This window comes from Myxococcus faecalis (assembly GCF_050039385.1).
GTDB classification, from domain to species: Bacteria; Myxococcota; Myxococcia; order Myxococcales; family Myxococcaceae; genus Myxococcus; species Myxococcus fulvus.
In genome coordinates, this window is the sequence record NZ_CP144336.1 from 1,250,998 (window position 1) to 1,264,207 (window position 13,210).

General features: G+C 69.0%; 5 protein-coding genes (1 of these 5 cut by a window edge). All 5 read left to right on the forward strand.

Going from position 1 to position 13,210, the window contains the following annotated elements:
• Positions 1–8,966, forward strand: partial view of a non-ribosomal peptide synthase/polyketide synthase gene (locus VZQ01_RS04825; RefSeq protein WP_426747001.1) — the end only. The gene continues 24,619 nt to the left of window position 1, outside the view; only the last 8,966 of its 33,585 coding nucleotides appear in the window; its start codon lies off the left edge, out of view; it ends in the stop codon at positions 8,964–8,966.
• A 99-nt stretch (positions 8,967–9,065) separates the two neighbouring features.
• Positions 9,066–9,557 carry a Cif family virulence factor gene (locus tag VZQ01_RS04830; protein ID WP_223751316.1) on the forward strand — a complete coding sequence of 164 codons (492 nt, stop codon included), beginning with the start codon at positions 9,066–9,068 and terminating at the stop codon, positions 9,555–9,557.
• Between the two features lie 15 nt (positions 9,558–9,572).
• The gene (locus tag VZQ01_RS04835; protein WP_223751315.1) at positions 9,573–10,676 is read left to right on the forward strand and encodes a serine hydrolase domain-containing protein; all 1,104 of its coding nucleotides are present in this window, start codon (positions 9,573–9,575) and stop codon (positions 10,674–10,676) included.
• Between the two features lie 84 nt (positions 10,677–10,760).
• Positions 10,761–11,984: an alpha-hydroxy acid oxidase gene (locus VZQ01_RS04840; RefSeq protein ID WP_426747002.1), complete on the forward strand. Its 1,224-nt coding sequence runs from the start codon at positions 10,761–10,763 to the stop codon at positions 11,982–11,984.
• A gap of 586 nt (positions 11,985–12,570) precedes the next feature.
• Positions 12,571–13,209 carry a phosphoadenylyl-sulfate reductase gene (locus VZQ01_RS04845; protein ID WP_426747004.1) on the forward strand — a complete coding sequence of 213 codons (639 nt, stop codon included), beginning with the start codon at positions 12,571–12,573 and terminating at the stop codon, positions 13,207–13,209.
• The last annotated feature ends 1 nt before the right edge of the window (position 13,210 follow it).

Here is a 13,210-nt window from a genome sequence, read left to right on the forward strand (position 1 = left end):
ACGAGCTCTTCGAGGCCCAGGCCGCCCTCACGCCTGACTCGCTCGCCGTCCTCGACGACTCCGCCTCCCTCTCCTTCTCTGTCCTCAACCGGCGCGCCAATCGGCTCGCGCACCTGCTTCGCGCTCGCGGCGTCGGGCCCGAAGTCCGGGTCGCCTTCTGCCTCGAGCGCTCCGTCGACTCCCTCGTCGCCCTCCTCGCCATCCTCAAGGCCGGCGCCGCCTACGTCCCCCTCGACTCCGCCTACCCTCGCGAGCGCCTCGTCTTCATGCTCCAGGACTCCGGCGCTCCCTTCGTCCTCACCCACTCCCACCTCCTGCCTCGTCTCGACACCAGCGTCTCCACGCCTCTGTGCCTCGACGACTCGGCCCTGCTCGACTCCCTCGCCGCGCTCCCGGACTCCAATCCGCACCGCGTCTCGCTTCCCTCCCACGCCGCCTACGTCATCTACACCTCCGGCTCCACCGGCAGGCCCAAGGGCGTCCTCATCCACCACTCCTCCGTGGTGAATCTCCTCCACGCCCTCTCCTCCTCCATCTACTCCGACGTCCAGCGCCCTCTTCGCATCTCCCTCAACGCGCCCCTCTCCTTCGACGCCTCCGTCAAGCAGCTCGTCTTCCTCGCCCTCGGACACGCCCTCTGCTTCGTCCCCCAGGCCGCTCGCGAAGACGTCCCCCTGCTTCTCTCCTGGCTGTCTCGTCACCAGCTCGACGTCCTCGACTGCGCCCCCTCCCACCTCCGCCTCCTCCTCGACGAGGGCCTCGCTTCTTCTTCTCGGCCCCTTCGCGTCCTCATCGGCGGTGAGGCCATCGACGACTCCCTCTGGACGACGCTCTCCTCCTCGCCTTCCCTGCGCGCCTTCAACGTCTACGGCCCCACCGAAACCACCGTCGACGCCACCGCGCTCCCCATTACCTCCGCCTCTCGGCCTGCTCTCGGCCCTCCTCTCCCCAACGTCTCCACCTTCATCCTCGACGCCTCCCTCCAGCCCGCTCCCATCGGCGTGCCTGGAGAGCTCTTCGTCGGTGGTGACGGTGTCGCGCGTGGCTACCTCGCCCGGCCGGACCTCACCGCTGAGCGCTTCATCCCCAATCCGTTCTCGGACATCCCCGGCTCGCGCCTCTACCGCACCGGTGACAAGGCCCGCTGGCTGCCTCACGGCCACCTCGAGTACCTCGGCCGCATCGACTTCCAGGTGAAGCTGCGCGGCTTCCGCATCGAGTTGGGTGAAGTCGAGGCCGCTCTCGAAGCCCTTCCTTCCGTCCACCACGCCGCCGCTCTCGTCCGCGAGGACGTCCCGGGACTCAAGCGCCTCGTCGCCTACGTCACCCCCTCGGACGTCGACACCTCCGCACTCCGCACCGAGCTGCTTCGCAACCTCCCCGAGTACATGGTGCCCTCGGCCTTCGTTGCCCTGGACTCCCTGCCTCTCAACACCCACGGCAAGCTCGACAGGAAGGCCCTCCCCGCCCCCGACTCCGGGCCCACTGACTCCTTCCTCGCTCCTCGCAACCCCACCGAGACGCTCCTCGCCTCCATCTGGGCAGAGGTCCTCCACCTCGACGCCGTCAGCGTCTCCGACGACTTCTTCTCCTTGGGTGGCCACTCCCTCCTCGCCACCCAGGTCGTCTCCCGCATCCGCAAGGCCTTCCAGGTCGAGCTGCCCCTGCGTGCGCTCATCGAAGCGCCGACCATCTGGGAGCTCGCGCAGCGGGTCGAGGCAGCACTGAGTGAGGGCCCGTCCAACACACGGCCTCCGCTGGTGGCGGCGCCTCGTACCGGGCCGCTGCCGCTGTCCTTCGCTCAGCAGCGACTGTGGTTCCTCGACAGGCTGGAACCCAACAACGCCTCCTACAACATCCACTCGGGCAAGGTGCTCGATGGCCACCTGGATACGGCCGCGCTGGAGCGGGCGATCCAGGAGCTGGTGCAGCGACACGAGGCGCTGCGCACCTCGTTCCACGTGCAGAAGGACGGCACCGCGGTCCAGGTCATCCATCCGCACGCCGAGCTGTCGGTCCCCGTCATCGACCTGCGACATTTGACGGGTCCCGCGCTGGACGCGGAGGTGGGGCGGTTGACCTCCGAGGAGTCCGGCAAGCCGTTCAACCTGACGAGCTCGCCCCTGCTGCGTGCGTCCCTGTTGCGCGTGACGGAAGAGACCCACGTACTCCTCGTCACGGTGCACCACATCGTCTCTGATGGCTGGTCCAATGGAATCCTGCTGCGCGAAGTGGGCGCGCTCTACGAGGCGTTCTCGCAGGGACGTCCGTCTCCGCTCGCGCCGCTGGAGTTCCAGTACGCGGACTACGCGCTGTGGCAGCGCGGCTGGCTGAAGGACGAGGCACTGGAACAGCAGCTCTCTTGGTGGAGACAGCAGCTCGCCAGCGCTCCACATGCGCTGGAACTTCCGACCGACCGACCGCGACCGCCCGTGCAGACGCATGTCGGCGCAACGCTGCCCGTTCACCTGAGCACCGAGCTGACCGAGTCACTCCGTGCGCTGTGCAAGCGCGAAGGCGTCACGCCCTTCATGGTGCTGCTCGCCGCGTTCCACATCTTGATGGCGAGGTACTCGGGGCAGGACGATATCGTCGTCGGCTCGCCCATCGCCAACCGGCAGCAGACGGAGCTGGAGGGCATCGTCGGGTTCTTCGCCAACACGCTCGCCCTGCGTGCGCGGCTGACCGGGACGATGTCGTTCCGCGAGCTGCTCGCTCAGCTCAAGGAGACGACGCTCGGCGCCTATGCGCACCAGGACGTGCCGTTCGAGAAGCTCGTCGATGAGCTGAAGCCCGAGCGTGACCTGAGCCGTTCGCCGCTGTTCCAGGTGATGCTCGCGTTGCAGAACACGCCGCGTCAGGCTCGTGGTGAGCCCCGTCGTGAGGAGCCGGCCCCCGCGCCGGGCCCCATGACCGTCACCCACGGCAGCGCCAAGTTCGACCTGTCATTGCTGCTCGCGGACCACGGCGACGACATCAGCGGTCTGCTCGAGTTCAACACCGACCTGTTCACGCCGGCCACGGCCATGCGGATGGGCGCGCACTTGCAGCGACTGTTGCAGTCCGCCGTCCGCGACCCCAGCCAGTCCATCTGGCGACTGCCGATGCTCGATGCACAGGAGCGCCAGCAGATCCTCGTCACCTGGAATGACACGTCGGGCGAGTCGCATGTCGTCACGACGATGCATGGGCCGGTGGAGGCCCAGGTGCGCCGTACGCCTGACGCCATCGCGCTCTCCGACGGTACGCGCTCGCTCTCCTACGCCGCGCTCGACGCTCGCTCCAATCAGCTCGCCCACCACCTGCTCGCCCTCGGGGTCTCTCCGGGCAGTGCCGTCGGCATCTGCCTCGACAAGTCCCTCGACATGGCCGTCGCCGTCCTCGCCACCCTCAAGGCCGGCGCCTTCTACGTCGCCCTCGACCCCAACTACCCCGCTGAGCGTCTGGCCTTCATGCTCGCGGACACCCGCGCGCCCGTCGTCCTCACCCACTCCTCCCTCTCCTCCGTCCTCCCCGCCTCCTCCTCCGCTCGACGCATCCTCGTCGACTCCGAGGCCGACGCGGTGGCTCTGCGCCCCTCGGTGGCGCCCGCCATCCACGTCTCGCCCGAGGACATCGCCTACGTCATCTACACCTCCGGCAGCACCGGCATCCCCAAGGGCATCGTCATGCCCCACAGGGCCCTCAGCTTCCTGCTCGCCTGGCAAATCCGGCAGTCACCCAACCCCCTCGCGGTGACGCTCCAGTTCGCCTCCCTCAACTTCGACGTCTCCATCCAGGAGTTCTTCGCCTCCTGGTGGGTGGGCGCCCACGTCGTCCTCCCTCTCGGGGGCCTTCGCCAGGACATCCCAGCCCTCCTCGACTTCATGCACGCGCAGAAGGTCGAGCGGCTCTTCCTCCCCTTCGTCGCACTCCAAGCCATGGCCGACTCCGTCTCCCATGGCGCCACGTTGCCCAGTGCGTTGAGGGAAGTCGTCACAGCCGGTGAGCAGCTTCAGGTCAACTCCACCCTCACCGCCTTCTTCGAGAAGCTCCCCGGCAGCGTCCTCGAGAACCAGTACGGCCCCTCCGAGGCCCACGTCGTCTCCGCCTTCCGTCTCGACGGTGCGCCCTCCGCTTGGCCTCGCCTGCCTTCCATCGGCAGCCCCGTTGGCCACACGCAGCTCTACGTCCTCGACTCCCTCGGCCAGCCCGTCCCCATCGGCGTCGCCGGTGAAGTCTTCGTCGGTGGCACCCACCTCGCTCACGGCTATCTGGCTCGGCCGGACACCACCGCCGCCGCCTTTGTGCCGAATCCGTTCAGTGGCATCCCCGGCTCTCGTCTCTACCGCACCGGTGACTCCGCTCGCTGGAAGGCCGACGGCACCCTCGAGTTCCTCGGCCGCCTCGACTTCCAGGTGAAGGTGCGTGGCTTCCGTGTCGAGTTGGGCGAAGTCGAGTCCGTCCTCCGCATGGCTCCGGGCCTGCGTGACGCCGCAGCCGTCGTCCGCGAGGACGTCCCGGGCGACAAGCGCCTCATCGGCTACGTCGTCCTCGGCACTGACACTCCGCTTGACGCAGAGGCCCTCCGTGCCTTCCTCCTCCAGCGCCTCCCCGAGTACATGGTGCCCTCCGCCTTCGTCTCCCTGGCGGCCCTGCCCCTGACTCCCTCCGGGAAGCTCGCTCGCAACCGTCTCCCTGCTCCGGACGTCGACGCCTTGCGTGGCGACTCCTCCTTCGTCGCTCCTCGCAATCCCGCCGAGGAGAAGCTCGCTTCCATCTTCTCCTCCGTCCTTCGCCTGGAGCGCGTTGGCGTCACCGACAACTTCTTCTCCCTCGGTGGCCACTCGCTCCTCGCCACCCAGGTCATCTCTCGCATCCGCTCTTCCTTCGGCGTCGAGCTGCCTCTGCGGGCCCTCTTCGAGGCCCCCACCGTCGCCTCTCTCGCCTCGCGCATCTCCTCCGCTTCTCGCGAGGCCCTCGGCGCTCAGCCTCCTCCCATCCTCCCTGTTCCTCGCACCGGGCCTCTCCCCCTCTCCTTCGCCCAGCAGCGCCTCTGGTTCATCGACCAGCTCCAGCCCGGCTCTTCCACCTACAACATGCCTTCCTTCGTGCGCCTCTCAGGCCCACTCGATTCGAAGGCCCTCCAGCTCAGCTTCGACTCCCTCGTCTCTCGCCACGAAGCGCTGCGCACGACCGTCTTCGAGCACGACGGTCAGCCCTTCCAGCGCGTCAGTCCGAACGGAGAGCTACCGCTGACGCGGGTCGACCTGCGGGGACTCGACGAAGAGTCCTCACGCACGGAGATCCAGCGAAGGTTGCGTGAGGAGTACCAGCGGCCCTTCGACCTCTCCACGGGTCCGCTCATCCGCGCTCAGCTCCTGGAGCTCAGCGACACCGAGCACGTCCTCGCCCTCAACATGCACCACATCGTCTCCGACGGTTGGTCCATGGGTGTCCTCATCCAGGAGGTCGCCGCCCTCTACGACGCCTTCTCCCACGGCAGGCCTTCTCCCCTCGCCCCTCTCTCCATCCAGTACGCCGACTTCTCCGTCTGGCAGCGCTCCTGGCTCCAGGGCCCTGTCCTTGACGCTCAGATCGACTACTGGCGGCACCAGCTCACGGGCATCCAGCCCCTGGCGATGCCCATCGACAAGGCCCGGCCTCCGCTCCAGACCTTCCGAGGCGCCACGCAACCCGTCCTCATTCCCCAGGCCGTCACCGCGAAGCTCAAGGCGCTCTGCCAGCGTGAAGGCTCCACGCCCTTCATGGCGCTGCTCGCGGCGTGGCAGCTGCTGCTCTCGCGGCACAGCGGACAGGACGACATCGCCGTCGGCTCGCCCATCGCCGGCCGTCACCGCTCCGAGGTCGAAGGCCTCATCGGCTTCTTCGTCAACACGCTCGTCTTCCGTGCCCGCATCGCTCCACGCGCTTCGTTCGTCGAGCTGTTGCGTCAGGTGCGTGAGACCGCGCTCGGCGCCTACGCGCACCAGGACATCCCCTTCGAGCGACTCGTCGAGGAGCTGCATCCCGCGCGCGACCTGAGCCGCAGCCCCCTGTTCCAGGCCCTGTTCGTCCTCCAGAACACGCCCGAGTCCTCCATCCAGAAGACCGAGCTGACGCTGAGCCCGGTCGACGTGGGCTCCGTGGTCGCCACCGCCAAGTTCGAGCTTCAGCTGAACCTGACGGAGACCCCGGACGGCGTCTTCGGAGGACTCGGCTACAACACGGACCTGTTCGAGCGAGCCACCATCGAGCGCCTGGCCCGGCACTTCGAGCAGCTCGTCGAGGCCATCACCCAGCGCCCCGAGGCCGCCCTCTCCGAGCACGCCATGCTCACGGAGGACGAGCGCCGCGACGTCCTCGGCACCTGGGCCCTCGCGCCCGCGAGAGTGTCCACGGACTCCACGCTCCCGGAGGTCTTCGGCCGCGTCGTGGCCCAGACTCCCGATGCCGTCGCGCTCATCCACGGCGATACGAGCCTCACGTACCGACAGCTCGACGAACGCTCGAACCAGCTCGCCCGACACCTGCGCGCCCTCGGCATCTCCACGGACTCCCGCGTCGCGCTCGCCCTCGAGCGGTCACCCGAGCTCGTCATCACCCTGGTCGCCATCCTCAAGGCCGGCGCCGCCTACGTCCCGCTCGACACGTCCTATCCGCGGGAGCGTCTGGTCTCCATGCTCGAGGACTCGCGGCCCGGAGCCCTCATCACCACGAGGGCTCTGCTCCCCAACCTCCCCGCGGAGGGCCTCACCACGGTCCTCCTGGACGAGGTCTCACTGGCGCACCAGTCCATCGACGCCGTGCCGCACGCCGCCCTCCCGGATTCGCTCGCCTACGTCGACTTCACGTCCGGCTCCACGGGCAGGCCCAAGGGCGTTGGCAGCACCCATCGCAACGTCATCCGCACGCTCATTGGCACCGACTACACGCGGTTCGGTCCCGAGCAGACGCACCTGCTGCTCGCGCCCATCTCCTTCGACGCCTCGACGTTCGAAATCTGGGGCGCGCTGCTGCACGGCGCGCGACTGGTCATCCTCCCGCCGCACGCGCCCTCGCTCGAGGAGCTCTTTCAGGCCATCGCCCGCCACGGCGTCACCACGCTCTGGGCGACCAGTGGTCTGTTCGCGCAGCTCGTCGAGGCCCGTCTGCCCGCGCCCGCCTCGCTCCAGCGCGTCCTCACGGGCGGCGACGTCGTCTCGCCGCTCCACGTCCGCCGCGCGCTGACGGAGTGGGGAGTGCCCGTGGGCCACGCCTACGGCCCCACCGAGACCACGGTCTTCGCCACGATGTTCACCATCGAGGGCGTGGAGGACATCGGGACCACGCTGCCCATCGGCCGCCCCATCCTCGGCACGAGCGTCCGGGTCCTGGACGCGTCGCTTCAGCCCGTCCCCGTCGGTGTCACGGGCGAGCTGTTCATCGGCGGCGAGGGCCTCGCGCGGGGCTACGTCGGCCAGCCTTCGCTCACCGCGGAGCGCTTCATCCCCGACCCGTTCTCCTCCGAGCCCGGCGCTCGCCTCTACCGCACCGGCGACCTCGTTCGCTGGCGGCATGACGGCCTGCTGGACTTCGTCGGCCGCGCGGACGCGCAGGTCAAGGTCCGAGGCTTCCGCATCGAGCTGTCCGAGGTCGAGTCGGCCCTGCTCGCGCATCCCGCCATCCGGGAGGCCGTGGCCATCGCGCGCGAGGACGTCCCTGGTGACAAGCGCCTCGTCGGCTACTTCGTGGGTGACGACGTGGACACGACGTCGCTGCGCGCCTTCCTCAAGTCGCGGCTACCCGAGTTCATGGTGCCGTCGTCCCTGCTGCGGCTCGCCGCGCTCCCGCTCACCGCGAACGCGAAGCTGGACCGCAAGGCGCTGCCGGCTCCCGAGTCCGTCCTCGGCGCACCGTCCGAGACGTACGTCGCGCCGCGCACGCCTACCGAGGAGCTGCTCGCGTCCATCTGGGTGGACGTCCTCCGAGTCCCCCAGGTCGGCATCTCGGATGACTTCTTCGAGCTGGGCGGCCACTCGCTGCTCGCCATCCGCTTGATGGCGCGGATTCGCGAGCGGACGGGCATCTCGCTCCCCGTCACCGCGCTCTTCCAGGGCTCCAGCATCGAGCGACTGGCCTCCGTGCTCGAAGCGCAGCAAGCCGGAGTGCGCGCCCTGCCGAACCTCGTGCGACTCGACGCGGGCACGTCCACCGAGCGCCCGCTGTTCCTCGTCCATGGCGGCGGCGGCAGCGCGCTGGGCTACACGGAGCTGGTGCGCGGGCTCACGCCGAGCCGTCCCATCCACGGCTTCTCCGCCAGCGGGCTCGACGGGGGAGAGCTGCCTCCGGCCTCGGTCGAGGTCCTCGCGCGCGACTACCTGTCGCAGCTTCGCGTCGTGCAGCCCAAGGGGCCGTACCTGCTCGCGGGCTGGTCCTTCGGCGGGCTCGTCGCGCACGAGATGGCGCGTCGACTCCAGGCGCAGGGTGAGCAGGTGGAGCTGCTGGTCTTGGTCGACAGCCACGCGCCCAAGCCGGAGCCGCGCCCGGCCCCCGAGGCGCTCACGCAGCTGGTCTCGTTCGCACACATCCTGGGGCTGCCGTGGCGGGAGCTGCCGGTGGACCGGGAGCGACTGACGCGGCTCGAGGGGCGCGAGCGACTGGCGTATCTGCTGGAGCAGGCGCGGGTCGTCTCCCCGGGGTTGGCGTTGGACCTCGACACGGCGGAGCGGCTCTTCGCCCTCTATCAGCGGATGAGCGCCGCACAGCGGGCCTACGTCCCCACGGGCGCGCCGTACGAAGGGCCCAGCGTGCTCATCCGGGCCAGCACGCCGCTCGAAGGCGTGACGGTGACGCCGGACCTCGGCTGGGGTGCGTGGCTCGCGACCGCGCCCACGGTGCACGAGGTCCCGGGAGACCACTACACGATGCTGCGCGCGCCGCATGTCGACACGCTCGCGGCGCTGTTCGAGCAGCTCCTCGCGGCGCTGAAGCGGGACGCGGCCTGACGTCTCCCGTCAGGCGCGACACGACGGAATAAGCGCGGCGGCCCTGGGTTTCCAGGTCCGCCGCGCGAACACACCCCGCCGTCCTGTCACGGAGCCCGCGTGAAGCTGTCTCTCCTGCTGCTCTCCTGTCTCGTGTCGCTGCCCGCCTTCGCGCAAGCAACAGCCAAGGACACCACCGCGGCGCGTCAGCAGATCACCGCCGTGGTCGACGACTTCCGCGACGCCATCCTCCAGAAGGACAAGAAGAAGTTCCTCGGCTTGTTCCTGCGCGAGGACATCACCTGGCAGTCCGTCGATGGCGACGAGCTCATGAAGCGCCGTCGTCAGAAGAACCCCCAGGCGACCCGAATCAATCTGACGGCACGCGAGACTCCGACGCGGTTCATCGACGGAATCGTGGCGGACAAGGGGCGTAGCGAGGAGAAGTTCATCAACGTCCGCATCGACACGGACGGAACCATCGCCTCGGTCTCCTTCGAGTTCACCTTCCTCTTCGATGACCGCGTCATCAACCGAGGACAGGAGAGCTGGCACCTGGTGAACACGGACTCGGGCTGGAAGATCGCCTCCGTCATCTGGTCCAACAACTAGGGCGGGTGAAACGACATGGCCCTCCTCTCTGTCCTCGCCCTCGCGTCCTTCTGCTTGGGGGCCGCGCCCCAGGACCCCGTCGCCGCGAAACTCGACGCCCACCTCCGGACCTATGTCGACAAGGAGGGTTTTCGCGGCGCGGTGCTCGTCGCGAAGGACGGGAAGGTGATTCATCGTGCCGCGTACGGACTGGCGGACGAGAAGGGCAAGCGCCCCAATCAGGTGGACTCCCAGTTCCTCATCGGCTCTCTCACCAAGTCCTTCACCGCCGTGACGGTGATGCAGTTGGTGGAGGATGGCACCCTGGACCTCCAGACGCCCATTTCGCGCTACCTCCCGAAGCTGCGCGCCGACCTGGGCAACAGCCTGACGCTCCACCTGCTGCTCAAGCAGCAGTCCGGACTGCCCACGCACCTGGACTCCCTGGTGGAGCGCGAGTCCAAGACGGATGTCTCCTCCGAGGAGATATTGCGGCTCATCAACACCGCGCGACTCTCGTTCAAGCCTGGAACGAAGTACGAGTACTCCAATCTGAACTACCACCTCGCGGCCCTCGTCATCGAAGCCGTCACGGGGAGGTCCCATGCGCAGGTGCTCCAGGCGAAGACCTTCGGTCCGCTCGCGATGTCGGACTCGGGCATCGAGCGCGCCACGAACGTCCCGCCCAAGCGGTCATTCGGCTACGCCAAGGGCTTGCTGGGCGTTTCACGCGACGAGAACAACGTCTCCTATGCCCTGGGCTCGGGCGACATCTACGCGACGGTCGATGACCTGTACACCTGGGCCCAGGCGCTCTTCGGAGTGAAGTGGCTCTCCGCGGAGAGCAGGACGCGGCTGTTCACAGGAGGGACGCGCGAGCAGGGCTACTACGGCTATGGCTTCCGGATTCAGCCCTACCAGCGAGGCCCCGGCGTCCAGGAGCGCGGCGTACTGGTGCGGCACGGAGGCTCGATGGATGGCTTCCTCTCCAATCTCCACCACTACACCGAGGACCGACTGACCGTGATTGTCCTCGGGAACGTGCGGCCCTTCCCCATCCGCGAGCTGACGTTCGAGCTGAAGGAGCTGGCTCTGGGGTTCGAGCCCGGGAGCCGCTCGCGCGCGGAGCTTGACGAGTAACCCCGCGGCTCGTCGCCTGGGTGACGCAGTCCAAGCCAGGGCTGCTATCCTCGGAAGCGTCGTCGCTTCCCGGGAGCCCGCATCGTGAGCGTCAGCATCGAGGACCTGCGTCAGCGCGCGCGGCGGCGGCTGCCCCGGACCGTCTTCGACTATGTCGAGGGCGCCTCGGACGACGGCTTCACCGCCGACGCGAATCGACGGAGCTTCGAGCGCTATCTCTTCCGTGCCCGCTCGCTCGTGGACGTGAGCGTCATCGACCACTCCGTCACGCTCCTGGGTGAGCGGCTCGCCACGCCCATCATCCTCGGCCCCACGGGGCTCGCGGGCCTGCTCGCACCCCGTGGAGAAGAGCTGGCCGCCAGGGCCGCAGCGAGCCGCGGCGCCGTCTTCACCCTCAGCACCATGTCCATCGGGACGATTGAAGAGGTCGCCGCCGAGTCCTCCGCGCCCCTCTGGTTCCAGCTCTATGTCTGGAAGGACCGGAGCGTCACGCAGTCCCTCGTGGAGCGCGCGAAGGCCGCGGGCTACCGCGCGCTGTGCCTCACCGTGGACGTGCCCGTCATGGGCAACCGCGAGCAGGACCGGCGCAACGGCTTCACCGTCCCGCCGCGCCTGCACTTCTCCAACGTGATGGACGTGCTGCGCCACCTCGGCTGGGTGCTGCGCATGACCTCCAGCCCGCGCGCCACCTTCGGCAACTTCGTGGACCACCCCGCGCTCACCCAGGCGAACGCCGTGGGCGTGGCGCGCTTCACCAACAGCCAGTTCGACCCCGCCGTCACGTGGAAGGACGTCGAGTGGCTGCGCTCCATCTGGCCCGGCCCCCTCGTGCTCAAGGGCATCTCGTGCGCGGAGGACGCGCGCAAGGCCGTGTCGCTCGGAGTCGAGGCGCTCGTCGTGTCGAACCACGGCGGACGACAGCTCGACTTCCTCCCCGCCGCCATCGACGTGCTTCCCGAGGTCGTGGACGCCGTGGAGGGCCGCTCCGAGGTCATCCTCGATGGCGGCATCCGCCGGGGCTCGGACATCGTGAAGGCCATCGCCCTGGGCGCTCGCGCCTGCATGGTGGGCCGCCCCTTCCTCTACGGTCTGGCCGCGAACGGACAGGCCGGCGTGGAGCAGGCGTTGGACCTCCTCACCTCCGAGGTCGACCGCACGCTCGCGCTGCTGGGCCGCCCGCGGCTCTCGGAGCTGGACCGCTCGGCGCTGCGACTCGACGCCCCCGCGTCCCTGGAGCACGCCACGACGTCCACCCACCTGGGGCCACATGCCCTGCCACGACGCACGGGTGGGGCTCACGAGTCGTGAAGCGGAGCGTGGGTTGACGGCTCACCATGTCAGCCGTTAGCTTGCGCTTCGTGCTGATGCCTTCCACCTCGATGGCCGCGCCGTTCCGCCGCTGCTGTCAGGGGTGTGCCTGTTGTGCCCGCTCGGGCCTGGGCTGTTGAAGCGCGCGTCGGACGCTCCCTGAGTCCTCGTGCCTCGCCCAGCGCCACCTCGCCCCGAGGTCCGGCGCTCCCCTTCCGCACACCGCTGTTCCCCCTTCGTCGCTCCTCCATGCGCCTTGCCTTCCTCCAGCCCTCCGCCATGTCGCCGGCCCTCCAGCGGGCCCGCGCGTCCGCGTGCGCTGACGTGAAGGCCGCCTGTCGCTGTCTGGCGTGTGCGTGCGTGGTGTGTCCGCCTCCGGGCGGCCCACGAGCCTCGAGGAGTGGATAGCCGTCCCATCCATCCCCTGACCTGCTCGCGCGGCCCGCCCTCGAAAGAGGCGCGGGCCTTTTGTTTTCCCCAGGAGCCCACCGTGTCTTCCGCGCAGTCCACCTCACCCGCAATCCCCCCGCTGCTCTCGGAGGCGACCGCCCTCGGGGAAGCTACCGCGCAGACGCTCCTCGAATGGGTGGAGCAGCGGCTCGGCTCACGCGCGGCCATCGCCTCCAGCTTCGGCGCGGAGGACATGGTCCTCATCGACCTGGCGCGCAAGCACGCGCCCGACGTGCGCGTCTTCACGCTCGACACCGGGCGGCTGCCTCCCGAGACCTACGAGCTCATCGAGGTCGTCCGCAGGCGCTACGGCATCGAGGTGGAGACGTACTTCCCCGAGCGCGCCCAGGTGGAGGCGCTCGAGTCCGCGCGGGGCTACTTCTCCTTCCGCCAGGACCTGGCCTCACGCAAGGAGTGCTGCGCCATCCGCAAGGTCGCGCCCCTGCGTCGCGCGCTGCATGGCAGGGAGGCGTGGCTGACGGGCCTGCGCCGCGAGCAGTCCCTCAACCGCACGGACGTCTCCGTCGTCGAGCTCGATTCGGCGCATGGCGGGCTGCTCAAGCTCAACCCCCTGGCGGCGTGGAGCCGGCAGCAGGTCTGGGCCTACATCCAGGAGAACGGCGTCCCCTACAACGCGCTCCATGACCGGGGCTACCCCTCCATCGGCTGCGCGCCCTGCACCCGCGCCGTGAAGCCGTACGAAGACGAACGCGCGGGCCGCTGGTGGTGGGAGGCACGCGAGCACAGCGAATGCGGCCTCCACCCCGTCCGATGAA

Excerpts from the sequence above, each read along its gene's own strand:
- VZQ01_RS04835 (WP_223751315.1), top strand. The coding sequence starts at position 9,573 with ATGGCCCTCCTCTCTGTCCTCGCCCTCGCGTCCTTCTGCTTGGGGGCC.